Origin of the sequence: Aliisedimentitalea sp. MJ-SS2 (assembly GCF_032586155.1) — a bacterium.
In the GTDB taxonomy this organism is placed as follows: Bacteria; Pseudomonadota; Alphaproteobacteria; order Rhodobacterales; family Rhodobacteraceae; genus JAWHTC01.
On record NZ_JAWHTC010000002.1, the window covers coordinates 920,342 to 942,673 of the forward strand.

The following is a 22,332-nucleotide window of genomic DNA, read 5'->3' on the forward strand; positions in this document are numbered from 1 at the left end:
TCCTTGGGCCTGACGCCAAATCCGGTGCAGTCTCCCGGAAGGGAAACAGGGAGGGTGAGAATGACCGGAACGGGCACCAAAGGCTTCATGGCGATGAAAGGCGCGGGCTATTACTCGCGTGCAACCATCGGGGCGAAACATGTAATGGACAACGCGGCGGGACTTGTGCTTGACGCGCTTGCCAGGATGGGCCCGGGCAAACGCGATGATGTCTTCCGTTGCACCGATATGGGGGCTGCCGATGGCGGTACCTCGCTGGCGATGTGGGGCCGGGTTCTGGCCCGGGTGCGCGAGATGGCGCCGGACCGCCCGATCGAGATTGTCTATACCGACCTGCCCCGCAACGATTTCAGCCAGACCTTCCAGAACGTCATGGGACTGACCGGCGAGGACAGCTACGTGAACCACGTGTCGGGCGTGCATGTGCTGGCCTCGGCCACCTCGTTTCACGAGGCAATCCTACCGCCCGGCACGCTGGACCTGGGCTTCTCCGCCACCGCTTCGCATTACATCGCCGCCGTGCCCGGCGATATCGCGGATCACGTCCACATGGTCGGCGCCGCCCCGGACGAGCGCGCCGCCTACGAAACCACTGGCGCACAGGATTGGGAACGTATGCTGCTGGCCCGCGCCGCCGAGATGAAACCCGGCGCGCGGCTTTGCCTATTCAACTTCGGTATTGACGAAGAAGGGCGTTACCTCGGCAATACCGGCGGTGTGAACATGTTCGATACCTTTGCTCATCACTGGGCCCGGCTACGCGACGAAGGGGTGATCACCGCAGAGGAGTTCGCCAACACCAACTTTCCGCAATGCTATCGTACGGAGGAACAGTTCACTGCCCCCTTCCAGGATGAAACCAGCCCGGTCTACCAGGCCGGCCTGCGGCTTGAACATGTCGAATCCCGCGTTGTCCGCTGCCCGTTCGAACAAAACTTCGCCGAGACCGGGCAAGACCCGCAGGAATTTGCCCAGGACTACATCCCGACCCTGCGATCGTGGTCGGAACCGACCTTCGTCAATGGGCTGTCCAAGGACCGCTCGGACCGGGAAAAGGCAGAAATAATCGACCGGTTCTATGGCAACTACCAGGCCATGGTCGCCGCCGATCCGACCGGCCACGCGATGGATTACGTGCATGTCTACCTTGTGGTGCGCAAGGAAAGTTAGGGCGCAATCGCCGCAAGGGTCAAAACGACCGCCCCGCCGACGTAGCCGTAAAGCCCGACTTCCACGAACTCCTTGAGCACATCAAGTGCCGCGCTGATGTCGCCACTCGACGGCATCGGCAGGCCCGCACCCGAAAGTTCGTTGGCGCCGGACATCAGCAAGTAAGCGATCAACCCCAAAGGCAACAATCCCGCTGCCAGCGCCAGGAAACGCGAACAGCCATTGGTAAAGGCCAAAAGCGCCACAAGCGCGGCCAACGCAAAGGAGCCGAGAAACAGATAGATCTCGGTCGGCGCATTCGCCAAATCTCCCCCCGCTTCGCTCACCAGCCGGTAGGGTGAAATCGTCTCTCCAAACGGAATACTGAGCCATGTCAGAAAAAAGGAAGCGGCGACAACAGCACCGGAAAGACCGATGACCGGCTGCATTCTCATGATGTGACCTTTCGAATTTGGACCATGTGTGCTGCAACTAAAGCGCGTCAGAATCGGAAAAGAAAGCCTCAGATCTGTTTTCGCGCCTTCAGGGCCGCCGTGATCGTGCCGTCGTCCAGGTAATCAAGCTCGCCGCCGATCGGCACACCCTGCGCCAGCGAGGTCAGCTTGACCCGGCCCTCCAGTTGGTCCGCAATGTAATGCGCTGTGGTCTGGCCATCCACCGTAGCGTTCAGCGCCAGGATCACCTCGGAAATCGCCTCGCTTGTCACCCGGTCGATCAGTTTTGGAATACGCAGTTCTTCCGGCCCCACCGCATCCAGCGCGCTGAGCGTCCCGCCCAGCACGTGATAGCGCCCCTTGAACACACCCGCGCGTTCCATCGCCCACAGGTCAGCCACGTCCTCGACCACGCACAACTCACCATTGGCGCGCTTTTCGGCGGAACAGATGTCACAGATATCGCTGGTTCCGACATTGCCACAGTTCAGGCATTCCCGCGCCGTCGCCGCCACCTGCACCATCATGTCCGCCAGTGGCGTCAACAACAACGCTCGCTTGCGGATCAGGTGCAGTACCGCGCGGCGCGCCGAGCGCGGCCCAAGTCCGGGCAGCTTGGCCATCATCTCGATCAGGTTGTCGATATCGCGGGTACTGCTCATCCCGTTACCTCTCACGCTCAAGCTTTATCCGGGTCACCTCGAACCCGTCACGACGCATTAGTTCGACGATACCATTCCGACCCGACAGATGGGATGCACCAATGGCCATGAAAACGCCACCCTGGTGCAGATCATCGCGGATCGCCGCCAGAAAATCATGATTTCTTTCGCTCAAGAGGTAATCCATCGAGGTGTTATAAATCCGCTGACCGCCTTCGGACCCGAAACGTGCTATGATTTCGGCTCGGTCCCAACGCTCCAAAAGCGCATGCTCGCCTGCGAGGTAAAGTGCAAAGAACGTGCTACGATCAGCCTGGAGCGTTGCTGCATTGGTTTCTTCAAGATAGCTGCCGGTCATCATCAAAAGGGCACGGGCAAGCTCCGTGGCATCCGGGTGGTTCACGCGTCGCAGGAATCGATCCGGCGGCTCAAGTCCCTTGGTCGGCACGCCCGCGATATGCGCCAGCATCTGGATGCGGGCGTCCTGGATCGGTAAGACCCCGTTCGCGAAATCCTCGCACGGGTCGGCCCAGACCGCCTCCAACAGCCCGCCAAAGGTCAACAGATCCTGTGCATCCCTTCCCCAGGACGCGGCTTCAAGCCGGGCGTTCAACGCCTCGGTGATCGCTGCTGGTATTCCGAGCGATTCATAGGAAACCGGGTCACGCCCATTATACTCGCGAAACCAGCCTTCCGGGTCATTCAGGCGTGCCAGCTCGGCGCGTGACTCGGCGGTATAATCCGCCTCGATTGCAAGAAGGCGAGCCCGGGTGATTTCATCAATGACGATGTCCGGTAACGTCAGAACGTGGCGGTCGGAACTGTGCATCGTGCCCCAGACATGCGACACCGCACCGTCTGGCGCCGTTATGCGCCAGAAGTTTCCCACAGCATTGGGGATTTTCGCAGCTTCGGACCGCAGCGCGTCCAACCTCTCGGCCGACAATACGTGGGCGTCAATGCGCGGCGTATCAACTTCGCAAACTGCGGGTGTTACCCAGGATTGCGCTTGCGCCGACAGGCCAAACACGATCAGCGCCGCTGCATGGGCAAAGCCAATCCACCAGCGGCGCCAATATCGCGTATGTGTCGAACAGAATAGGATCAGAACGGCAGCTTCATATCTGCCGGAAGGCCCATGCCCTCGGTGATCTTGGACATCTCTTCCTGTGCCTTGTCCGATGCCTTTTGCTGGGCATCTTTGATCGCCGCCAGGATCAGGTCCTCGACCACTTCCTTTTCATCCGGGTTGAAGATCGACGGGTCGATATCCAGTGTCTTCAGCTCACCCTTGACGGTGCAGGTCGCCTTGACCAGACCGGCACCACTTTCGCCGGTAACCAAGAGGTTGTGCATCTCTTCCTGCAGATCCTCCATCTTGGTCTTCATTTCCTGGGCGGCTTTCATCATCTTGGCCATGTCACCCATGGCGCCAAGTCCCTTGAACATGTTCGGGTCTCCGTTTGTTCGTGTTATCTCGTGTTGAGCCCTAGATACGGTCGGCGGGCCGGTCACGCAACCACAGCAGGCCCAGGAAGATTACCGAAGTCACAGCAATCATTGCACAAGCGGCAATCGGAAGGGTTTGCGGCCCGACACAGCCCTCGGCAATGGCGGCCAGAGTGGTCTCGTCGGGATACGTGTCATTCAGCCAATATCCCGCCCCCACCAGCACGGCAAAAGCCGTGGATATTGCGAAATAGCGTTTCTGTGCGGTCAGCGCCGCCAAGGTCAGCGCCCCGAGAATGCCAAGGCCGGGCAGCGAGGTGAACAGAAAGAACAACTCCTCCAGCCCGGTGGCCGGGCCATTCTCAACCACCCAGTCGGGCCGCTCCAGCTCGCAAACCCCGGCCCATGCCACACTTGGCAGCAGAATCAGTGCAAATGTGACAAGCCGAAGGATCAAGCGGATTTCGCCTCTTCAACCTCGGTATCGGAAACTTCTTCGGCCTCGATCACCTCACCCTCAACCGCAACCTCTTCGACCTCATCCTCGTCGGAGTTGTCCTCGATGGCCCCCACGATCAGCGGCAGCATTTCGGCCCCGGTCGACAGTGACATCTCGGCCTGTGGCGGCGTGGTCCAGCTTAGCGTATCCAGCGCCTCGCAGTTTTCACAAACCGGTTCCCATTCGGCGTGGATATGGTGGCAATTGTCGCAGACCCATTGCGGCCCGCGCGGTGCCGACAGGGCCCGTGCCAACCAGCCCTTGACCACCGCGTCCGACGCCCCTTCGCCGCGCGTGATCGCCGCCATGATGGTCAGCGACCGCGTATCGGGATCAACCTCGGCCAGATCACCCAGCTCGCGCCGCGCCTGGGGAAAGTCCTCGGCCGCGATGTTCAGCTCGGCCAACAAGAGTTTCGTCTCACGATGATCCGGATGCAGCTTGACCAGAGGCTTGAACCGTTTCAGCCGCGCCTGCGGAGTTTCGTCGGGCACGATCGCGGCAAAGGCAGCGGCCAGATCCGGATGCGGACGCGCGTCCCAGGCCTTCTTGATCACCCGTGTCGCATAACGCGGCTTGCCTTCCTCGATATACCCACGTGCAGCCATCACGGCAGCCGGGATCAGGTCGGGCGACAGGCGGTTGGCCTCAATCGCGGCCTCGCGGGATTCGACACTGGCATCATCGGCCACAACGTCCTTGGCTTCGGACAGGGCCAGAACCGCCTCGCGGCGTTTGTGCACATCGCGCGGCAGGGTGCCATGTTTCAGCTTGGCGTCCAGCGTCTCGCGCGCACCTTTCCAGTCACCATTCCCGGCTTGCAATTTCAACAGGATATCCTGGGTCTCGCCATGCGACGGTTTCAGCGCGAATGCTGATTTGGCCAGCTTCATCGCGGTGCCGGTGTCACCGTCCGCCAGTTTCTGCTTCATGATCCCGCGCACACCAATAAACCGTGTCGTATCGTGTTTCAGCAGCGCCCGGTAAACTTCTTCGGCGCGGCGCTTGTCGCCGGTCATCTCGGCTGCTTGCGCGGTCAGCAGCGAGGTCAGCTCGGGCTTCTGCAGGAACTTCTCGGCCTTGGCCGCCTTGGCCATCGCCAGCCGCCCTTCACCCGAAGCAAGCGCCACCATCCCGTCGCTGAGCGCCTGGAACCCCTTCTTCTCGCGGTTGCGGTCAAAGTAACGCGAAATCGCCGTTTCATCGCCGTTCAGGAAACGGAACGTTGCGATCGACAGGCTCAGGAGTTTCAGGAAAATCCACACCGCCAGCACCAACAGCACAATGGCAATTACAGTCATCAGCGGGGTCAGGTTGAACTCCTGTCCTGCAAAAGCGATGCGCACGCCGCCATCCAGTTCCAACAAGTAACCCGCCCCAAGGGTCGCCGCAGCGACGAGGACAACGAAAAGCACAATCTTGATAAGCGACCAGAGCATGTAAGCGATCCTCGGTTCAGTTCATTTCGGCGGCAAGCGCCTCGGCAGCGGCGAGCGCTTCGATCCGCAAGGTGGCTGATGCCAGCCAGTCGGACATTTCGGCCCGCGCGGCCTCGGGCAGGGCTTCGATCTCGGCCATGGCATCGCGGGTGCGGCCCTCGGTCACGGCTGCTTCTGCCCGGCTCAGAACTGCATCCGGGTCTGCGCCCTCCATCGGCTCCAACGACCGCGCGCCCAGCTGGGTTTTCAGGAACCCGCCAAGCCCGCCACCGCCACCATCTTCCTTGCGTGCCACTTTCAGCGCGGCGCGCGCGGCCTCGGGGAAGCTGGCGCTCAGCTCGGCTTGGGTCGCGACACCATCGGCGGCCACCCGCGCCAGCGCCGGTGGAAGGGCGATCCCAACCGCAGCCAGCGAACCCGCCGCATCGTCAAACCCGGCACCGGTATCGAGCGCCGTCTGAATCTGGCTGATCGCCGCCCGCTTCATCGCCTCTTGCGCGGTGATCTCGGCATTGGCCTCGCTTCGCGCGGCTTCGGCGGCAATCTTTTCGATCTCGGCTCGCTGCGCTGCCATCGCCTCCTGCAACGCTTTCAGCTCGCGCTCATAGGCCGCGACCGCAGCGGGCGACGCGCCGTCGGTGATCGGGCGTTTCTCCAGATCGGTCAGGCGCTGTTCCAGCTGGCCCATCTGGTCGTTGACGTTGCCCAAGTCGGTGCTCAGCGTTGCAATACTCTTGCCCAGCCCCGCCAACTTGGCCTCGATTGGCCCAAGGTCGGGCGCCTCGGGCATCGCGGGTATGGCGGTTTTCACCGCCGCAATCTCTTCGGCCTGCGCCTCCAGCTTGGCGGCAATCTCCCGCTCGAATCCACTCTCACCAGCGCCCGGCCAGGGCCATTCATCAGGGTAAGTCGCCATGCCGAACCCTGCGGCTGCCGCAACGGCACCGCCCAGCACCATCGGCACGAACCCACCCTTGCGGATCACGGTTTCCGCGGTGTGGAGCACAGGCTCGGGCGCAGGATCGGACAAAAGCTCGTCTTCCAGCGCCTCTTCGGCGTCCATGTCCGCCTCGGGCTCACCTTCGGGTGCCGGCTCTTCTACCTCGACAGGTTCGGTATCACCGATTTCGGCGCTTTCAGCATCTTCTCCTGCAGGCTCATCCGCGTTCGGGGCAATCTCTTCGATGATCTCGGCATCTTCGATGGCATCCACTGCCGCGCTCTCTTCCGCGTCGGCTTTTACCTCTTCCACCACTTCCACGGGTTTGTCGGCCTCGGCCTTCTTGATCTCTGCCGTCTTCTTCTTCCTAGCCACCGGTGCCACCTTTCCCGAATCTTTGCGCCGTGAAACGATACGACACCGCCAATCTTACTTTGCGCCCGACACGCCCTCAAGGCGAAGCGCTGCGTCGAACAGTCTCTCTGTCGCCTCAAGCATGGCCTGCGCGTCAGGACGATCCGCAATCGCCAGCCCATCGAACCGCAACTCGCCCAGTGCGGCCAGAACCGCATTGCTCATCACCGCAATGAACAGCGGCGACTGACCGCAATGTACCTTACTAAACTGGGTTGCCGTACGCGGTGAGAAAAGGGGAAGAACCACGGGTTTTTCACTCTCAAGCAGGGTTTTTGCCTGATCCGACAGGTCCTGGACCTGTTGGTCATAGACCACCAGATCCACCACGCTGAGACCCATTTTCTGCAATGTTAGAGCCACATTTCCCCGCGCATGCGCACCGCGACAATGTACGAATGGCCCCTTGTCGCCGCTGTCTCGAATGGCCTTGATCAAGTCTTTCGCATCGCCGCCGCCCACCATCGGCGCAAAGCCCGCCTCTGCCGCCGCCTGCGCCGTGGCCTCGCCCACGCACCAGCACGCGCCTATGCCCTCGCCGCCACTGTGCAGGTATCCCTCGATCCCGTTTTTCGAGGTAAAGATCGGCCGCCCGGCCGGCAATTCCACGCCGATCCATTCGATCTGCAGCAACGGAGAAATCACGATCTCCACATCCCCAAGCACCGCACGCAGTGTTTCGGCAAATCCGGTCGCAGCCGGGGTCGGACGGGTCAGCAGAATAGCGGGCATCAATACAGTGCAGCGGTTGTTACAGGCTCCCTGCGGTGTTACCTGCCATGACACGCCCTTGCAACGGTATCCCGGATGAGCACAGACCTGACACTTCTCGGATTGGAAAGCAGCTGCGACGACACTGCCGCCGCCGTGGTGCGCGGCACTCCTGGCAACGCATCTGTCCTCTCCTCGGTGGTGCAAGGCCAATCCGACCTGCATGCCGATTTCGGTGGCGTGGTGCCCGAAATTGCAGCCCGCGCCCATGCCGAACGGCTCGATACCTGCGTTGCGCAAGCGCTGGACCAATCCGGCCTGACCTTGTCCGATATCGACGCCATCGCCGTCACAGCCGGGCCCGGCCTCATCGGCGGTGTTCTTTCCGGCGTGATGTGCGCCAAGGGCCTCTCGGCCGGCACCGGCCTGCCGCTTGTTGGCGTGAACCACCTCGCGGGCCATGCTCTGACGCCACGCCTGACTGACGGCATTGCGTTCCCCTACCTGATGCTGCTGGTCTCGGGCGGCCATTGCCAGTTTCTGTTGGTCCGCGGTCCACAGGATTTCTCGCGCCTCGGCGGAACAATTGACGATGCGCCGGGTGAAGCCTTTGACAAGACCGCCCGTCTTCTGGGTCTGCCCCAACCCGGCGGCCCATCGGTTCAGAAAGCGGCAGAAACCGGCGATCCGAAACGCTTCCCTTTCCCGCGGCCCCTACTGGATCGCCCCGGTTGTGACATGTCTTTCTCTGGCCTCAAAACCGCGCTTCTGCGCACCCGTGACGCGCTGGTTGCCGAAAAAACCGGCCTCACCGAACAAGATCGCGCCGATCTCTGCGCCTCGTTCCAGGCGGCTGTGGTCGACGTGCTGGCCGAGAAGACCCGCCGCGCGCTGGACATCTACGCCGCTGAAAACCCTGCCGAGCCGGTTCTCGCTGTTGCTGGCGGCGTCGCCGCAAATACCGCCATTCGTGCAAGGCTAGAGACTGTTTCGGCCAATGCTGCCACCCGCTTCACTGCCCCACCGCTCGCGCTTTGCACCGACAATGCGGCGATGATCGCTTATGCCGGTCTGGAACGCTTTGCCTTGGGCCAAACCGACGACATGACCCTTGTCGCGCGCCCACGCTGGCCGCTTGACAGGACCAGCCCAGCAATGCTCGGGTCAGGCAAGAAAGGGGCCAAGGCATGATCGCAGTATTGGGCGCAGGGGCTTTCGGCACCGCTTTGGCCGTGTCGCTGGCACAGCAGGGCGAACCTGTCATCCTGTGGGCCCATGATGCCGGCCATGTCGCCGACATGGTTAAGGCGCGCGAAAACATCCGCCGCCTGCCCGGCGTGCCCCTGCCCGACAACATCACCCCGGTGGAAAAACTCACGGGCATCCCCGCTCACGCCACTCTGCTTCTGGCCGTGCCGATGCAGACGATCCGGACCCTGCTTCAGGGCAACGCCACACTTTTCGCCAATCGCATCCTTGTCGCCTGTTGCAAGGGCATGGACCTGACCACCCATCTTGGACCAGTCCAGACCATCACCGAATGCGTGCCCAGCGCCACCCCTGCCATCCTGACCGGCCCCAGCTTTGCCGCCGATATCGCCCAGGGCCTGCCAACCGCACTCACCCTGGCCTGCGTCGACGACACCATCGGCGCGGCGCTGCAACAGTCTCTAACAACGCCCAACCTGCGTCTTTACCGCACCACCGACACCGCCGGGGCCGAGCTTGGCGGCGCTTTGAAAAACGTCATGGCGATTGCCTGTGGCGCTGTGATCGGCGCGCGACTGGGCGACAGCGCTCGCGCCGCCCTGATGACGCGCGGCTATGCCGAAATGCAACGCATGGCGCTTGCGCTTGGGGCACAGCCGGAAACTCTGGCCGGGCTGTCAGGCTTTGGTGATCTCACCCTGACTTGCACCTCCGAAGGGTCGCGCAACTTCCGCTACGGTCTCAGCCTTGGACGGAGCGAAGAATTCGACCCCACCATCACCGTCGAAGGCGCCGCCACCGCACATGCCGCGCTGGCCCGCGCGCATGAGATTGGGATCGATATGCCGATCACCCATGCGGTGACCGCTTTGCTTGACGGAAAGATTGATGTGCGGCAAGCCATGGATATGCTGCTGTCACGCCCATTGAAGGAAGAATAAATGCTTGTTGCCCTGATCGCCCGTGACAATCCCGGTGCGCTTGACACCCGGATGGAAAACCGGCCCGCACACGTGGACTACCTCAAATCCTCCGGTGACACCGTGTTCCAGGCCGGACCGTTGCTGATCGATGGCAACATGGCCGGTTCGCTGATCGTGCTGAATGTCGACAATATGGGCGCTGCGCAGGCCTGGGCCGACAATGACCCCTACGCCAAGGCCGGCCTGTTTGCCTCGGTCGAACTGATCGAATGGAACAAGGTGATCGGTTGATGCGGTACTGGCTGTTCAAATCCGAACCCAATACCTGGGGCTGGGACGACCAGGTTGCCAAGGGCGATATGGGCGAAGAGTGGGACGGCGTGCGCAACTACCAGGCCCGCAATTTCATGCGTGAGATGGAGATCGGGGATCGCGGTTTCTTTTATCACTCGATGAAGGAAAAGTCCGTGGTCGGCGTGGTCGAAGTCATCGCCGCCGCACACCCGGACAGCACCACCGATGATCCCCGCTGGGAATGCGTGGACATCAAGGCGGTGATGCCGGTGAAAACGCCGGTCACGCTGGATCAGATCAAGGCCGACCCGCGCCTTGCCGACATGGTGCTGGTCAAGAACTCACGCCTCTCGGTTCAGCCTGTGACCGAAGAGGAATGGAAGATCATCTGCGCCGCGGCCGGTATTTCCGCCTGATCGGGGGTTAGTTTTCCCTAGGCGATCCGCGGCATCTGCGGCAATCTGTCCACAGCTCAAGCGCGAACACTAAGGAGAGCTCTCATGGAGATCGTCAACACTCTGGCGGCCGCCGTCGCCAGCTACATTTTCGGCGCCATCTGGTACATGTCCCTAGCCCGTCCATGGATGGAGGCCGCCGGCGTCGAGGCGGATGAAAACGGCCGGCCGACGCAGAACGCCGGTGCCATGCCCTATGTCATCGCTTTCATCTGCGCCATCGTTGTGGCCGGCATGATGCGCCACGTCTTTGCTCTGGGTGGTGTTTCGGGCACCGGAAAGGGGCTGATGTCCGGTCTTGGCATTGGTTTGTTCCTTGCCACACCGTGGATTGCCACCAACTATGCCTTTGCCGGACGCCCGGGCAAGCTCACCGCGATCGACGGCGGCTATGCCACGATCGGATGTGGCATCATCGGGCTTGTGCTCGAACTGTTCTGAACAACCACTCGAGAAACAAAACGGAGGGTTCGGCCGAACTGCCTGAACCCTCCGTTTCCCCACGTGCTCCCAACGCACCACACGTGTTCTTGAACTGGGTCCGGCCGTCCTGGCTCGGTCATCCATGACCCTAGCCGCGATTGGATGATTCAGGCAAACGCCAAGTATCTAAAGGTTGACGGGCATTGTCCCTACCCGCTTCGCCTAACGAAAAACGCCCGCGGCAATACCACGGGCGTTTCTCAATTCATGCAGGTCGGGGATCAGCCGTAGACCGATTCCTTGCCGAAATGCTTGGTCAGCATATAGTAAACAACGGCGCGGTACTTGTTGCGCTCGGACCGGCCATAGGTTTCGATCACCGACTGGATCGCTTCATCAAGGTTCGGACCGTCTGCAAGGCCAAGCTTCTTGATCAGGAAGTTGTTCTTGACGGTTTCCAGCTCGTGCTCTTGCGTGGCGGCCACGGTCGATGCGTCCGGGTTATAGATTGCCGGGCCACAACCGATGGTGACCTTGGTCAGCAGATCCATGTCCGGAGTCATGCCGCACTTGTTCTTCAGATCGTCTGCATATTGAGCGATCAGATCATCGCGTTTTCCCATGTGTATTCTCCCAGTTTCGCGGCCACCGCCGCCCTGTACAAAAAGCCCCTGCTGGCGCTGCGTCCGAGACTAGCGATTGTTTCTGCCCGCACAAAGGGAAAACTTGGCAAGTTTTCCCTGTAAATTCCCATGCACTGTTTTGCCGTGAACTCAGGCTTCGAAATTGATCCCGATCATGTCGCTCTGCCGCAAATGCGCCTAAACGCATATGCGAAAAGGAGGCCCTCTTGATCTTACCAGTTCTGAACGCCCTGGCCGAACCCACCCGTCTGGGTGCTATCCGGATTCTCGCCGATGGGGGCGAGCATTGTGTCTGCGAATTGATGGTACGCCTTCACGCCACCCAATCGCGCATGTCGCGGCACATGTCAGTGCTGCGCAATGCCGGTCTTGTCCGCGACCGGCGCGATGCGCAATGGGTACGGTACCGTCTCAACCTAGACCTGCAGCCCGAGTTGCGCGCCGTACTTGATGCTGTTCTCGCGTCCGAACCTAAGGAACAGGCCGCATGACTGCCCATACCGATCTGCCCCCACACCCCCGTTCGACTCTGGTCCAGACCCTAGGCCTGATCGCCTTTCTGGTCGCCTGGGTGTTGCTCTATCGCCAGCTCATCCCAATCTCGGACTGGCTGGTCTCGCTCCTGCCGGTCGATCGCCACAGCCACACCGGCGAGGCGCTGGCGTTTTTCTTCTATGACGTGCCCAAGGTGCTGATGCTGCTCGCGCTCATCGTCTTTGCCATGGGTGTGGTGCGCAGCTTCTTTTCTGCTGAACGCACCCGTGCGCTCCTATCCGGCAAGGCCGAAGGCGCCGGCAATGTCATGGCTGCCGGTCTTGGCGTGGTCACGCCGTTCTGCTCCTGCTCGGCGGTGCCGCTTTTCATCGGCTTCGTCTCGGCGGGTGTGCCTCTTGGCGTGACCTTCTCTTTCCTCATCGCCGCACCGATGGTGAACGAAATCGCGCTTGCCTTGCTCTTTGGCCTGCTGGGCTGGAAAGTCGCACTCACCTACATGGGGTTCGGCCTTGCGCTCGCCGTCATCGCGGGTTGGATCATTGGCCGCCTGAAACTGGAACACTGGTTGCAAGACTGGGTCCGCCAGATTCATGCCGGGGCCGCCGTTGAAACACTGAATCAGTCTCTAACATGGCCCGATCGCTATGCCGCCGGGGTTGAGGCGGTACGCGACATCTTTGGCAAGGTCTGGAAATGGGTCGTGCTTGGCATTGCCATCGGCGCGTTGATTCACGGCTATGTGCCCGCCGACCTGATGGTGCGGATCATGGGCGCAGATGCATGGTGGTCGGTGCCGGCCGCCGTCGTCCTGGGCATCCCGATGTACACCAACGCCGCCGGGGTCATCCCGATTGTCGAAGCGCTTCTCGGCAAAGGCGCGGCCCTTGGCACAACGCTCGCCTTCATGATGTCGGTGATCGCGCTCTCCCTTCCCGAAATGATCATCCTACGCAAAGTGCTGACCGCCCGCCTGATCGCCGTCTTTGTCGGCGTCGTGGGCAGCGGCATCCTCTGCGTCGGCTTCCTGTTCAATCTCTTGTTCTGAAAGGTCCCTAACCATGACAATCGATGTCAAAGTCTACGGCCCCGGCTGCAAACGCTGTGACACCACCGCGCAAATGGTGACCGATGCCGCCGCTAAACTCGGCGCGGAGGTCTCGGTCGAGAAAATCACCGACTACGCCGCCATCGCGATGGCCGGCGTGGTCTCGACCCCCGGCGTTTCCATGAATGGAAAACTGGTGCATTCCGGCGGGCTGCCCGACGCGGCGGCGCTTGAAGGTTGGCTGCGCAACGCCTGAGTCCGGATCGCTACTGAAGAACGACGCCCTCGGTCTTGCCGTGCTTGGTGCGCTTGTCCAGAACCTTGTCCTGTTTGTTCCATTTCTTGATCACCGCGTCACCATTGGCGCATCTGGTTTTCTCGATTTCCCGCGCCGCTTGGACGCCATGCGCTCCGTGCTTTTCCTCGTGCGCCTTCAGGGCCCGCACCATCGCCTTCCAACGCTTTCGCAAGGCCGGGTCAAGTTTGCCCTCGTTCTTGTGCCTAGGCATCGTGTAGGTGATCTTGACCGACAGTTTGCAGCTGCCGGACCATTTCACGTACCAATCGGTATAGGCCCAGTGCCCTTTTGGACCACGCTGTTTCATCTGCTTGCGCAGGCCTTGCACCGTTGTGGCATCGACCAAATACGTCTTGTTCACAACCGAAACCTTGGGCTTGGCATCCACTGACGTCACACTGACCGACAGGCTCAGCACAACTGCCGTAGTAAGACTGGAAAGACAGGTTTTCAGAAAAGAAGATATCATAAACTCAATCTCCTAAATAACGGACCGGCGTTTTCTTGGCTGGCCCAATTTCCTTGCAACAAGCCAAAACTGCATCCCGAAATTCAGTCCGTCAAGAAATTTGCGACACCCGCGGCACAAAGAAAACCGCCGCCCCTGAAAACCAGGAGCGGCGGAAAAACGTAGGGTGCGCTTCTGCGCACCATTCCCGATCAATACCGGTAATGCTCGGGTTTGAACGGACCGTCCACGGTCACGCCAATATACTCCGCTTGTTCCTGGCTCAGCTGGCTCAGCTTCACCCCGATCCGATCCAGGTGCAGCTTGGCCACCTTTTCGTCCAGATGCTTGGGCAGAACGAAGACCTCGTTGTCGTAATCGTCGCCCTTGGTCCACAGCTCGATCTGAGCCAGCACCTGATTTGTGAAGGACGCCGACATCACGAAGGACGGGTGGCCGGTGGCATTGCCAAGGTTCAACAGACGACCTTCGGACAGAAGAATGATCCGGTTGCCCGATGGCATCTCGATCATGTCCACCTGGTCCTTGATATTTGTCCATTTGTGGTTCTTCAGCGCGGCAACCTGGATCTCGTTGTCGAAGTGGCCGATGTTGCCGACAATCGCCATGTCCTTCATCTCGCGCATATGCTCGATGCGGATGATGTCCTTGTTGCCGGTGGTGGTGATGAAGATGTCTGCCGTCGGCACAGCCTCTTCCAGCGTCACAACCTCGAACCCGTCCATGGCCGCCTGAAGCGCACAGATCGGATCGATCTCGGTCACTTTCACACGGGCACCAGCGCCCGACAGCGATGCGGCGCTGCCTTTGCCAACATCACCGTAACCACAAACCACGGCGGTCTTGCCCGCCATCATCGTGTCGGTGGCGCGGCGGATACCGTCCACCAGCGATTCCTTGCAGCCATACTTGTTGTCGAATTTCGACTTGGTGACAGAATCGTTCACGTTGATCGCCGGGAAGGGCAGATGCCCCTTTTCCATCAGCTGGTACAGACGGTGCACACCGGTGGTGGTTTCCTCGGAAACACCCTTGATCATGTGGCGCTGTTTCACGAACCAGCCGGGAGTCTCGGCCATCCGTTTCTTGATCTGCTTGAAGAAATAGATTTCCTCTTCACTCTGCGGGTTCTCGATCAGGTCGGTTTCGCCTTCTTCGACGCGCGCACCGATCAGGATGTACATGGTGGCATCGCCGCCATCGTCCAGGATCATGTTGCAGCCGCCCTCTTCGAACATGAAGATACGGTCGGCGTAATCCCAGTATTCTTCCAGCGTCTCGCCCTTGATGGCGAACACCGGCGTGCCGCCCTCGGCAATCGCCGCCGCCGCGTGATCCTGTGTGGAAAAGATGTTGCACGAGGCCCAGCGCACGTCGGCGCCCAGCGCCACCAGCGTTTCGATCAGAACCGCGGTCTGGATCGTCATGTGCAGGCTGCCCGCGATGCGCGCGCCCTTGAGCGGCTTGCTATCGCCATATTCCTCGCGCAGGGCCATCAGCCCCGGCATCTCGGTTTCGGCAATGTTCAGCTCCTTGCGGCCATACTCGGCAAGCGAGATGTCTTTGACGATGTAATCTGCGGTCATTTTTTGCATTGCTCCACTAATTTGCGGCGCGTGTAACACTCCTTGCTTTGTGGCACAATGCGGATAAGCTTTGGCGAAAAACCTCGAACAGGCAAACAATGGCAAAGGCAAAGCAGACAAAGGCGCTCGATTTCGAGCACTCCATCCTGGCGAATGAATATGGGTTTTACTGCGTGCCGCATGACTATCTGGGGCGCGAAATTGCCGATATCCTGAACAGGGGCGGCGTTTACGAGCCTGCAACCCTCAGGTTTCTGCGTCGCCATCTGGGCGGCGGGGACATCGTGACCGGGGGCGCCTTCATCGGCGATTTCATCCCGGCCCTGGCCGCGCGCCTCGCCCCCAAGGCCCGGATCCACACGTTCGAGCCGGTCCCGATCAGCCATGACGCTTGCCAGGAAACCATCCGCCTCAATGGGTTGAAAAACGTCAAACTTCACAACATCGCCGTAGGCGACAAGGCGGGCACCGTCACGCTGCAGATTGCCCGCCCAAGCGGACGGAAAATCGCGGCCGGGGAAAAGGTAGTCACCGATCTTCCCTCAGGCGACCACCGCACAATCGACGTCGACCTCAAGACCATCGACAGCCTGGTGCCAAAATCGCGCAAGGTTTCGGTTCTGCATCTCGATGTCGAAGGTTTCGAGGAACAGGCGCTGCGCGGGGCGACGCGCATTCTCAATGACCATGCTCCGATGGTTCTTCTGGAATCCGGCAAGGCGTGGCGCGATCGGGCGTTTCTAAACGTGCTCGACGAACTCGCACCAAAGGCCGGCTATCAGCGGGCCGGTGCGATCGAACGCAATACGATCTTCCTCGCCTCCTAATCCGGACCCTCAGTCCTGGCCTAGCTGGCGATATCTGTCAGGTCTGCTGTTGCCTTACGCTCAATCCAGTCCGTCCCCGTCGCCAGAATACAGCTCACCCCCTGCGCATCGGTCAGCATCACGGTGAATGTGCCTGTCTCGGGCGAGGCCCATACCTCGACGATCGAGGCTGCGTCAGAAGCATCCTGCAACCCACCCGCGGTCAATTGCTCGGAAAACTCGTCCGTCAATCGCGCTGTCACCAGATCACGTGACGCACAATCTTCGGCGTGCGCCGGCAGCGCCGTAATCATCGCACCCAACCCCAATCCAAGGGCAATCAAACGTTTCAGCATTTTTGTTCCCCTTTCCAACTGCTCACCCTTGGCTTCAAGGGCGCGCCGGTTTGGAGGGAGAGAACGGCGCGCCCTTGCCATATTCTTGGGATCCTGAATGCGCGCGCCGATGGTCACTTTTTTGCCCCGGCCCGGCACCAGTGGCAGCTGGAGATCCGAACAAAGACCATTGTGCGCCGGGATTGTGTCCATCGCTTGCCCCAATTGTGGCAAGATTGGGGCATCGAGAATTTTAGCCGATTTTTCAGGTTTTCAAGCTCACCCGGCCACCCCCTTGGCCATGTTGGGCAGCAGCCCAAGCGCCAAGCCCTCGCCGCTTGACGTGACGCAGGCAATGCCCTCGGGATCGGTAAGGAAAATCGTCCAGGTCCCGGTCGTTGGCGACGCCCAGATCTCGATCAGAACTCCATTTGATTGCAGCCCCGTGGCGATCTGCGCTTCGGCATAGCGTTTCTCCAACCCGGCAACCAATGCGTCGCGCCCGACACAGCGGGCTTGTGCATGCGCTGGCGGCGCAATCGCGGCCATACCAAAAATAACCGCACTGGCGAAAAGACGTTTGTACATGATGTGCTCCTTTGTGGTTCGGGGCATCGCCCCGGATTTCGCTATGCTATTGATATGGGCTTGCGACCGCCGGTTCTCATCACCCAACCTGCGCACGGGCGCTCATCTCTGCGTGTGGTTTTGGTGATGTTTACAGGCGCAGACCGGCAAGCTAGTCATGTGGCCTGACAACAGGAGATCGCGATGAAACAGCCTCGCGCATGGCAACGGATGCTCTCGGGTCGCAGGCTCGACCTGCTCGATCCCACACCGATGGATATCGAGATCGAGGACATCGCCCATGGCCTGGCCTTCGTGGCCCGCTGGAACGGTCAGACCTTTGGCGACTGGCCCTATTCCGTGGCCGAGCATTCTCTGCTGGTAGAGACGATTTACGCAAGATTAGAGCCTAAATCACCGGCAAAATGGCGCCTTGCCGCCCTTCTGCATGACGCCCCCGAATACGTGATCGGTGACATGATTTCACCTGTGAAGGCAGCTGTCGGTCCCGGTTACGGCGCGCTCGATGACCGGCTGACGGCGGCCATCCATATCCGTTTTGGCCTGCCCGCCGCCGTGCCCGCCAACATCAAGAAAAAGATCAAATCGGCCGACCGTGTCTCGGCCTGGATGGAGGCCACCCAGATCGCAGGTTTCACCAAAGCCGAAGCCGACAGGTTCTTTGGCAAGCCCGACCCGGCCCTCATTGAGGGTCTCGATATCCACCTACGCCCCCCGGTCGAGGTGCGCCGTGATTTCACCGCCCGGCACGAAACGCTATTGGCCGGGATGACCCCGTGATTCACATCCGTCGCGCCACCCCGGCCGACAGCCGCGCCATGGCCGACCTGTTGAATGCGATCATCGCGCTCGGCGGCACCACCGCCAAGACAACGCCAGTCACCGGCGATATTCTGTCCGAATGGATGACACAAGACGGAAGCGCAGGCGCCTGGCATCTGGCCGAAGATGACACCGGAATGCTTCTGGGGTTTCAATCCATCGGCCCGAAAGAGGGCCTTCCCTATGACGCCTGCGACATCGCTACTTTCGTCCGTGTGGGCCAAACCGGCCTTGGCATCGGGTCACGCCTGTTCAAAGCCACCAAACAGGCCGCTCATGATCTTGGATACTCCTGGATCAACGCCACCATCCGCGCCGACAATGAAAGCGGTCTGACCTACTACCAATCGCGTGGGTTTGAGGATTGGAAGCGGGTCGAAGACAGCGTGCTGGATGATGGCACCGTCGTGGCGAGGATCTGCAAACGTTACGATCTGTGATCCCCTGTCCGCTATCCGCTTTACATCGCCACCCCGGGCATACAATTTGAAAGTGTAATCACAGCTCCATTGCACTTGGGATATTCGCAATGAAACTCTTTCTCGTCTGCATCACATTTGTTCTCGGCATCGCGACGCCTGTTTTTGCTGACGTCAAACAATGCCAGGCGCTATATACTGCTGGGCCAAAATCACTAGGCGGCTTGGCCTTGAAGTCAGGTAAAAACTACGAGAAATCCAATCGTGGCGGCGGCTACGCGCTTCAATATGGAACGCTTGGCAAGACATGGGCGACACTGTTCTTTTTCGACATGCAGCGCAAGAAAATCCGCGAGAAGCACTTGGTGGACGAGCTAGGGCGCGCCACACGCGCAGCAATTGAAGCACGACTTGTAATGTTGGCCAACAAAGGGATCACCGAAGCCGGTCAGGAGACACCGATGGAGATCGGGGGCGAAGGTACGTTTCCAGGTGTTCTCTACATGGAATCGAAATTATTCTTAGAACCCAAAGGGCACCCGGTCACGAACGATTACGTGACAGTAGGTGTCGTCAACAATTGCATCGTCAAACTTCGGTTTTCCAGTCAGGGCAATCGCAAGGCCAGCAATCGCAAATTCGAGAAGATGAAACGCGAGTTGAGAAAAGCCGTAAAGTAAAGCAACAGAGTACCATGTCTGCGCGCACGTTGCGTTAACTCTTTTCCCTAACCAATCCCTGCCCCACCGAACGCCAGACGGATACCCGACAGATAGCAGACGGATTCCAGCACCTTAATTTTCGGTTAATTCGAGGCGTTAACCATTTCCCTCACGAACCGATTCCGGCACCGCGAGAGTATTTCTTGTCAGGTCGTGTTTTGACGTTATCGCGGGCTGCGTTTGGCGAGGATACGCTGCAAGGTCCGGCGGTGCATGTTCAGCCGCCGCGCGGTCTCGCTCACGTTGCGATCACACAGCTCATAGACGCGCTGGATATGCTCCCAACGCACCCGATCCGCGCTCATCGGGTTTTCCGGCGGCGGCGGCAGTTCGTTTTCCCCCGCCAACAGGGCGTTGGTAATGTCCTTGGCGTCCGCGGGTTTCGAAAGGTAATCGGTCGCGCCGATCTTTACCGCCGCAACGGCGGTGGCAATCGCGCCATATCCGGTCAGAACCACAACCCGGCAATCGGGACGCTTCTCGCGCAGCACCTCGACCACGTCGAGCCCGTTGCCATCCTCGAGCCGCAGGTCGCACACCGCATAGGCCGGGGTGCGGGCGGTGGCGATCGCCTTGCCAGCGGCAACAGAACTTGCAGTTTCCACCTCGAACCCGCGTTTTTCCATCGCCTTGGCCAGCCGTCGCAGGAACGGTTCATCATCATCAAGGATGAGCAGCGATTTGTCTTCACCGATGTCCATAAGTTCTTCGGTCACGCCGGTCTCCTCCCCGATCACGCAAGTCTGCCTGTGTCGGTTGTATCCCGCGCCCCCGGGTTCGTCAAACCCGCCGGAGACTTAACGATTTTCCACAAAACACCCAATCCGGTCCGCCACCTGCTGTGGTGATTCACCTCGCTTAAACAACCCGACCAGACCTTCGCCCGGAAAGACAAGGTAACTCCAGGTCGAGTGGTCAACCAGGTAGTACTCTTCGTCGCCTTCTTCCGGCTCCTGCTTCTTGAAATAGGTGCGGTAGGCCTTGCTGGCCGCCTTCACCTGTTCCATCGATCCGGTCAGGCCAACAAATCGGGGTGTGACAAGGTTTCCTTCGACCCCGTCCACGTCGTCAATAATGCTGTCGAAAGTCTCGGCAAAATCACGCATCACTTCGGGCGTATCTCGTTCAGGATCGATGGAGATGAACACCGGCTTGACGGTCAACCCGCGTTGATCCAGAAGGCCGACCGCCTCGGCGTTGCGCGAATTGTCTAGAGGACAGACATCCGGGCAGAACGTATAGCCGAAATACAGCAAAGACGGCTGATCGATTACTTGTTCGCTGGTGACCGCTTCTCCATCGAAATCGACCAAGGTGAATGGCCCGCCAAGGGAGCCAACACCGCCTGCGGTTTTTGTGGCTCGGCACTGGGCGTATTTGTCATCCGGACCCCAACCGCCCATGGTAAGCACGACGATGGCGCCAATCGCCAAAACAACCGCTACAACGGCAGCCCATGCATAGTACTTGGTCATTGGCTTTTTCCCTCTCGCCATCACCCGCCATTGATTGGCGCCCGCGTCACATCTAACAATCAATTCAAAGGATGCAACGGGACGAAGGCGCGCAGATGACAGATACATCGATCGGATTCGTCGGCGGCGGTCAGCGGGGCAACTGGATTCGTCTGCGCACCGTCATCTGGTTACGATGGGTGGCCATTGCCGGGCAGATCGGGGCGCTGTTGGTGGCGCGGTTTTACTACGATCTGAAACTCGAATCAGCCCTGTTCTATCTGGTGATCGGCCTGGCGGTGATCGCCAACCTTGTGGCAATGTTCATCTTTCCCGAAAGCAAGCGCCTGACCGAACGCGAAAACTTGTTGATGGTTCTGTTCGATCTTCTGCAACTGTCTGCGCTTTTGTATCTGTCCGGCGGGCTGAACAACCCGTTTGCTCTTTTGATCGTTGGGCCGGTTACCGTGTCGGCTGCCGCGCTCAGTTTGCGCAGCACCGTGTTCCTGGGGGCCATGGCCATCCTGATCGTGTCGTTGCTGGCCGAATTTCACATGCCGCTGCGAACATCCGCGGGTACGGTTCTTTGGGTGGGCGAATTGTTCGTGTTCGGCAATTGGGTCGCAATCGTCATCGCTGTGGTCTTCCTGTCGGTCTATGCCCGCTGGATCTCGTCCGAGGCGCATTCGATGTCGGATGCGCTGCAAGCAACGCAAATGGCGCTCGCCCGCGAGCAGAAGCTGTCCGATCTCAGCGGCATCGTCGCCGCTGCCGCGCACGAGCTGGGAACGCCGCTGGCCACGATCAAACTGGCCTCATCCGAGCTGATGGAGGACCTGTCTGATCACCCCGACGTTCTTGAAGATGTGACCCTGATCAATCAGGAAACTGACCGTTGCCGTGATATTCTGCGCTCGATGGGACAGATCGGCAAAGACGACCTCTACATGCGCCACGCCCCTGTCACCGCCGTCGTGGACGAGGCCGCCGAACCGCATGTCGACCGCGGCAAGGCGCTGCATTTCGAAACCATGTCACATCTGGGAACCGAGCTTCCTCAACCCGTCATAGCGCGGCGCCCCGAAATCGTTCACGGTCTGCGCAACCTGATCCAGAACGCCGTCGATTTCGCCAGGGAAAATGTCTGGGTTGAAACCACCTGGTCGCATGGCAAAATCACAATACGCATTCAGGATGACGGTCCGGGCTTTCCGGCGCATTTAATCGGGCGAATCGGCGACCCGTTCATGCGCAGCGGCAAGAAAAGCGCGACCGACGGTGCTTCGCGCCCCGCCTATGAGGGCATGGGGCTTGGCCTGTTCATCGCCAAAACCCTGCTTGAACGCACCGGGGCCGAACTGACCTTTGCCAACGGGAGTGATTTACAAAATGCAGATACCGTTGCGTCCGCGAGATGTGGTGCCATCGTCGCCGTGACCTGGCCCTTCGCCAAAATCGATGCCCGCTTCGGCGGCGATGCGATGCCAATCGGTCAAAACCGTCCCTTGGAGGTTTAAGATCACAAAAGCCGGAAAATGACGCCGTGTTTACGTCTCGTTAACCAATTGGAATCAGTCTTCTTCAGGGGGGACTGGTGGGTTCGTCCCGGGTACTGAAGCCGGGCGAT

29 protein-coding genes are annotated in these 22,332 nt (G+C 60.0%); 14 read left to right on the forward strand and 15 right to left on the reverse strand.

What is annotated here, in order from left to right:
- Positions 1–60: 60 nt before the first annotated feature.
- Positions 61–1,170 carry a hypothetical protein gene (locus tag RXV86_RS11030; RefSeq protein ID WP_316299557.1) on the forward strand — a complete coding sequence of 370 codons (1,110 nt, stop codon included), beginning with the start codon at positions 61–63 and terminating at the stop codon, positions 1,168–1,170.
- Here RXV86_RS11030 and RXV86_RS11035 read toward each other — a convergent pair.
- The 8 genes from RXV86_RS11035 to RXV86_RS11070 form a co-directional block, all read right to left on the reverse strand.
- Entirely contained in the window at positions 1,167–1,604 is a 438-nt protein-coding gene (locus RXV86_RS11035) for a hypothetical protein (RefSeq protein WP_316299559.1), read from the reverse strand. The two genes, RXV86_RS11030 and RXV86_RS11035, sit on opposite strands and share 4 nt — an antisense overlap.
- A gap of 68 nt (positions 1,605–1,672) precedes the next feature.
- Positions 1,673–2,266: a recombination mediator RecR gene (recR, locus tag RXV86_RS11040; protein WP_316299561.1), complete on the reverse strand. Its 594-nt coding sequence runs from the start codon at positions 2,264–2,266 to the stop codon at positions 1,673–1,675.
- Positions 2,267–2,270: 4 nt separating this feature from the next.
- Complete coding sequence (locus RXV86_RS11045) at positions 2,271–3,296, reverse strand: TraB/GumN family protein (RefSeq protein WP_316299563.1); 1,026 nt, start codon at positions 3,294–3,296, stop codon at positions 2,271–2,273.
- A gap of 74 nt (positions 3,297–3,370) precedes the next feature.
- Positions 3,371–3,715, reverse strand: coding sequence for a YbaB/EbfC family nucleoid-associated protein (locus RXV86_RS11050; protein WP_316299565.1), 345 nt, complete (start codon positions 3,713–3,715; stop codon positions 3,371–3,373).
- Between the two features lie 40 nt (positions 3,716–3,755).
- A complete protein-coding gene (locus RXV86_RS11055; RefSeq protein ID WP_316299566.1) occupies positions 3,756–4,172 on the reverse strand; it encodes a hypothetical protein in 417 nt (138 codons plus the stop codon).
- Positions 4,169–5,653, reverse strand: coding sequence for a heme biosynthesis HemY N-terminal domain-containing protein (locus RXV86_RS11060; RefSeq protein WP_316299567.1), 1,485 nt, complete (start codon positions 5,651–5,653; stop codon positions 4,169–4,171). The genes RXV86_RS11055 and RXV86_RS11060 overlap by 4 nt, the downstream gene beginning before the upstream one ends.
- Before the next feature lie 16 nt (positions 5,654–5,669).
- On the reverse strand, positions 5,670–6,968 hold the full coding sequence (locus tag RXV86_RS11065; protein WP_316299568.1) for a hypothetical protein: 1,299 nt from the start codon (positions 6,966–6,968) through the stop codon (positions 5,670–5,672).
- A gap of 54 nt (positions 6,969–7,022) precedes the next feature.
- The gene (locus RXV86_RS11070; RefSeq protein WP_316299569.1) at positions 7,023–7,739 is read right to left on the reverse strand and encodes a uroporphyrinogen-III synthase; all 717 of its coding nucleotides are present in this window, start codon (positions 7,737–7,739) and stop codon (positions 7,023–7,025) included.
- Between the two features lie 75 nt (positions 7,740–7,814).
- Between RXV86_RS11070 and tsaD the strand changes: the two genes are divergently transcribed.
- The 5 genes from tsaD (at position 7,815) to RXV86_RS11095 (ending at position 11,040) form a co-directional block, all read left to right on the forward strand.
- The gene (gene tsaD / locus RXV86_RS11075) at positions 7,815–8,909 is read left to right on the forward strand and encodes a tRNA (adenosine(37)-N6)-threonylcarbamoyltransferase complex transferase subunit TsaD (protein ID WP_316299571.1); all 1,095 of its coding nucleotides are present in this window, start codon (positions 7,815–7,817) and stop codon (positions 8,907–8,909) included.
- Complete coding sequence (locus RXV86_RS11080) at positions 8,906–9,868, forward strand: NAD(P)H-dependent glycerol-3-phosphate dehydrogenase (protein WP_316299573.1); 963 nt, start codon at positions 8,906–8,908, stop codon at positions 9,866–9,868. Before tsaD ends, RXV86_RS11080 begins: the two co-directional genes overlap by 4 nt.
- Positions 9,869–10,141, forward strand: coding sequence for a YciI family protein (locus RXV86_RS11085; protein ID WP_316299575.1), 273 nt, complete (start codon positions 9,869–9,871; stop codon positions 10,139–10,141).
- On the forward strand, positions 10,141–10,560 hold the full coding sequence (locus RXV86_RS11090) for an EVE domain-containing protein (protein WP_316299577.1): 420 nt from the start codon (positions 10,141–10,143) through the stop codon (positions 10,558–10,560). Before RXV86_RS11085 ends, RXV86_RS11090 begins: the two co-directional genes overlap by 1 nt.
- 84 nt (positions 10,561–10,644) lie before the next feature.
- Positions 10,645–11,040: a DUF1761 domain-containing protein gene (locus RXV86_RS11095; RefSeq protein WP_316299579.1), complete on the forward strand. Its 396-nt coding sequence runs from the start codon at positions 10,645–10,647 to the stop codon at positions 11,038–11,040.
- Positions 11,041–11,303: 263 nt separating this feature from the next.
- Here the strand turns inward: RXV86_RS11095 and RXV86_RS11100 are convergent, their stop codons facing one another.
- Entirely contained in the window at positions 11,304–11,645 is a 342-nt protein-coding gene (locus RXV86_RS11100; protein ID WP_316299580.1) for a DUF2853 family protein, read from the reverse strand.
- A 227-nt stretch (positions 11,646–11,872) separates the two neighbouring features.
- On the opposite strand from RXV86_RS11100, the gene RXV86_RS11105 reads away from it, so the two are divergent.
- Genes RXV86_RS11105 through RXV86_RS11115 form a run of 3 tightly spaced genes read left to right on the forward strand, consistent with a single transcriptional unit; the run spans position 11,873 to position 13,462 of the window.
- The gene (locus RXV86_RS11105) at positions 11,873–12,157 is read left to right on the forward strand and encodes a metalloregulator ArsR/SmtB family transcription factor (protein ID WP_316299582.1); all 285 of its coding nucleotides are present in this window, start codon (positions 11,873–11,875) and stop codon (positions 12,155–12,157) included.
- On the forward strand, positions 12,154–13,206 hold the full coding sequence (locus RXV86_RS11110; protein ID WP_316299583.1) for a permease: 1,053 nt from the start codon (positions 12,154–12,156) through the stop codon (positions 13,204–13,206). Before RXV86_RS11105 ends, RXV86_RS11110 begins: the two co-directional genes overlap by 4 nt.
- Positions 13,207–13,219: 13 nt before the next feature.
- Entirely contained in the window at positions 13,220–13,462 is a 243-nt protein-coding gene (locus tag RXV86_RS11115) for a thioredoxin family protein (RefSeq protein ID WP_316299585.1), read from the forward strand.
- Between the two features lie 10 nt (positions 13,463–13,472).
- Here the strand turns inward: RXV86_RS11115 and RXV86_RS11120 are convergent, their stop codons facing one another.
- A complete protein-coding gene (locus RXV86_RS11120) occupies positions 13,473–13,973 on the reverse strand; it encodes a DUF922 domain-containing protein (RefSeq protein ID WP_316299587.1) in 501 nt (166 codons plus the stop codon).
- A 191-nt stretch (positions 13,974–14,164) separates the two neighbouring features.
- Positions 14,165–15,559 carry an adenosylhomocysteinase gene (gene ahcY / locus RXV86_RS11125; RefSeq protein ID WP_316299589.1) on the reverse strand — a complete coding sequence of 465 codons (1,395 nt, stop codon included), beginning with the start codon at positions 15,557–15,559 and terminating at the stop codon, positions 14,165–14,167.
- A gap of 98 nt (positions 15,560–15,657) precedes the next feature.
- Between ahcY and RXV86_RS11130 the strand changes: the two genes are divergently transcribed.
- A complete protein-coding gene (locus RXV86_RS11130) occupies positions 15,658–16,386 on the forward strand; it encodes an FkbM family methyltransferase (protein ID WP_316299592.1) in 729 nt (242 codons plus the stop codon).
- Positions 16,387–16,406: 20 nt separating this feature from the next.
- Here the strand turns inward: RXV86_RS11130 and RXV86_RS11135 are convergent, their stop codons facing one another.
- Both RXV86_RS11135 and RXV86_RS11140 read right to left on the reverse strand, forming a co-directional pair.
- Positions 16,407–16,721 (reverse strand): hypothetical protein, encoded by a 315-nt coding sequence (locus RXV86_RS11135; RefSeq protein WP_316299594.1) that lies wholly within the window; start codon positions 16,719–16,721, stop codon positions 16,407–16,409.
- Between the two features lie 258 nt (positions 16,722–16,979).
- The gene (locus tag RXV86_RS11140) at positions 16,980–17,288 is read right to left on the reverse strand and encodes a hypothetical protein (protein WP_316299595.1); all 309 of its coding nucleotides are present in this window, start codon (positions 17,286–17,288) and stop codon (positions 16,980–16,982) included.
- A gap of 183 nt (positions 17,289–17,471) precedes the next feature.
- Between RXV86_RS11140 and RXV86_RS11145 the strand changes: the two genes are divergently transcribed.
- The 3 genes from RXV86_RS11145 (at position 17,472) to RXV86_RS11155 (ending at position 19,209) form a co-directional block, all read left to right on the forward strand.
- Positions 17,472–18,068 carry an HD family hydrolase gene (locus RXV86_RS11145; protein ID WP_316299596.1) on the forward strand — a complete coding sequence of 199 codons (597 nt, stop codon included), beginning with the start codon at positions 17,472–17,474 and terminating at the stop codon, positions 18,066–18,068.
- A complete protein-coding gene (locus RXV86_RS11150) occupies positions 18,065–18,550 on the forward strand; it encodes a GNAT family N-acetyltransferase (protein WP_316299598.1) in 486 nt (161 codons plus the stop codon). Before RXV86_RS11145 ends, RXV86_RS11150 begins: the two co-directional genes overlap by 4 nt.
- Positions 18,551–18,639: 89 nt before the next feature.
- On the forward strand, positions 18,640–19,209 hold the full coding sequence (locus RXV86_RS11155) for a hypothetical protein (protein WP_316299600.1): 570 nt from the start codon (positions 18,640–18,642) through the stop codon (positions 19,207–19,209).
- Positions 19,210–19,415: 206 nt separating this feature from the next.
- On the opposite strand, the gene RXV86_RS11160 is transcribed toward RXV86_RS11155, so the two are convergent.
- Both RXV86_RS11160 and RXV86_RS11165 read right to left on the reverse strand, forming a co-directional pair.
- Complete coding sequence (locus tag RXV86_RS11160; RefSeq protein ID WP_316300247.1) at positions 19,416–19,952, reverse strand: ActR/PrrA/RegA family redox response regulator transcription factor; 537 nt, start codon at positions 19,950–19,952, stop codon at positions 19,416–19,418.
- A 96-nt stretch (positions 19,953–20,048) separates the two neighbouring features.
- The gene (locus RXV86_RS11165; protein ID WP_316300248.1) at positions 20,049–20,726 is read right to left on the reverse strand and encodes an SCO family protein; all 678 of its coding nucleotides are present in this window, start codon (positions 20,724–20,726) and stop codon (positions 20,049–20,051) included.
- Between the two features lie 95 nt (positions 20,727–20,821).
- On the opposite strand from RXV86_RS11165, the gene regB reads away from it, so the two are divergent.
- Complete coding sequence (regB, locus tag RXV86_RS11170) at positions 20,822–22,222, forward strand: sensor histidine kinase RegB (protein ID WP_316299603.1); 1,401 nt, start codon at positions 20,822–20,824, stop codon at positions 22,220–22,222.
- The last annotated feature ends 110 nt before the right edge of the window (positions 22,223–22,332 follow it).

What these genes read in the sequence shown, in the direction of transcription:
- RXV86_RS11030 (WP_316299557.1), top strand. Translation starts at nt 61, where the DNA reads ATGACCGGAACGGGCACCAAAGGCTTCATGGCGATGAAAGGCGCGGGC.
- RXV86_RS11035 (WP_316299559.1), bottom strand. Translation starts at nt 1,604, where the DNA reads ATGAGAATGCAGCCGGTCATCGGTCTTTCCGGTGCTGTTGTCGCCGCT.
- recR (WP_316299561.1), bottom strand. Translation starts at nt 2,266, where the DNA reads ATGAGCAGTACCCGCGATATCGACAACCTGATCGAGATGATGGCCAAG.
- RXV86_RS11050 (WP_316299565.1), bottom strand. Translation starts at nt 3,715, where the DNA reads ATGTTCAAGGGACTTGGCGCCATGGGTGACATGGCCAAGATGATGAAA.
- RXV86_RS11060 (WP_316299567.1), bottom strand. Translation starts at nt 5,653, where the DNA reads ATGCTCTGGTCGCTTATCAAGATTGTGCTTTTCGTTGTCCTCGTCGCT.
- RXV86_RS11070 (WP_316299569.1), bottom strand. Translation starts at nt 7,739, where the DNA reads ATGCCCGCTATTCTGCTGACCCGTCCGACCCCGGCTGCGACCGGATTT.
- tsaD (WP_316299571.1), top strand. Translation starts at nt 7,815, where the DNA reads ATGAGCACAGACCTGACACTTCTCGGATTGGAAAGCAGCTGCGACGAC.
- RXV86_RS11080 (WP_316299573.1), top strand. Translation starts at nt 8,906, where the DNA reads ATGATCGCAGTATTGGGCGCAGGGGCTTTCGGCACCGCTTTGGCCGTG.
- RXV86_RS11085 (WP_316299575.1), top strand. Translation starts at nt 9,869, where the DNA reads ATGCTTGTTGCCCTGATCGCCCGTGACAATCCCGGTGCGCTTGACACC.
- RXV86_RS11090 (WP_316299577.1), top strand. Translation starts at nt 10,141, where the DNA reads ATGCGGTACTGGCTGTTCAAATCCGAACCCAATACCTGGGGCTGGGAC.
- RXV86_RS11095 (WP_316299579.1), top strand. Translation starts at nt 10,645, where the DNA reads ATGGAGATCGTCAACACTCTGGCGGCCGCCGTCGCCAGCTACATTTTC.
- RXV86_RS11100 (WP_316299580.1), bottom strand. Translation starts at nt 11,645, where the DNA reads ATGGGAAAACGCGATGATCTGATCGCTCAATATGCAGACGATCTGAAG.
- RXV86_RS11110 (WP_316299583.1), top strand. Translation starts at nt 12,154, where the DNA reads ATGACTGCCCATACCGATCTGCCCCCACACCCCCGTTCGACTCTGGTC.
- RXV86_RS11115 (WP_316299585.1), top strand. Translation starts at nt 13,220, where the DNA reads ATGACAATCGATGTCAAAGTCTACGGCCCCGGCTGCAAACGCTGTGAC.
- RXV86_RS11120 (WP_316299587.1), bottom strand. Translation starts at nt 13,973, where the DNA reads ATGATATCTTCTTTTCTGAAAACCTGTCTTTCCAGTCTTACTACGGCA.
- ahcY (WP_316299589.1), bottom strand. Translation starts at nt 15,559, where the DNA reads ATGACCGCAGATTACATCGTCAAAGACATCTCGCTTGCCGAGTATGGC.
- RXV86_RS11130 (WP_316299592.1), top strand. Translation starts at nt 15,658, where the DNA reads ATGGCAAAGGCAAAGCAGACAAAGGCGCTCGATTTCGAGCACTCCATC.
- RXV86_RS11135 (WP_316299594.1), bottom strand. Translation starts at nt 16,721, where the DNA reads ATGCTGAAACGTTTGATTGCCCTTGGATTGGGGTTGGGTGCGATGATT.
- RXV86_RS11140 (WP_316299595.1), bottom strand. Translation starts at nt 17,288, where the DNA reads ATGTACAAACGTCTTTTCGCCAGTGCGGTTATTTTTGGTATGGCCGCG.
- RXV86_RS11145 (WP_316299596.1), top strand. Translation starts at nt 17,472, where the DNA reads ATGAAACAGCCTCGCGCATGGCAACGGATGCTCTCGGGTCGCAGGCTC.
- RXV86_RS11155 (WP_316299600.1), top strand. Translation starts at nt 18,640, where the DNA reads ATGAAACTCTTTCTCGTCTGCATCACATTTGTTCTCGGCATCGCGACG.
- RXV86_RS11160 (WP_316300247.1), bottom strand. Translation starts at nt 19,952, where the DNA reads ATGGACATCGGTGAAGACAAATCGCTGCTCATCCTTGATGATGATGAA.
- RXV86_RS11165 (WP_316300248.1), bottom strand. Translation starts at nt 20,726, where the DNA reads ATGACCAAGTACTATGCATGGGCTGCCGTTGTAGCGGTTGTTTTGGCG.
- regB (WP_316299603.1), top strand. Translation starts at nt 20,822, where the DNA reads ATGACAGATACATCGATCGGATTCGTCGGCGGCGGTCAGCGGGGCAAC.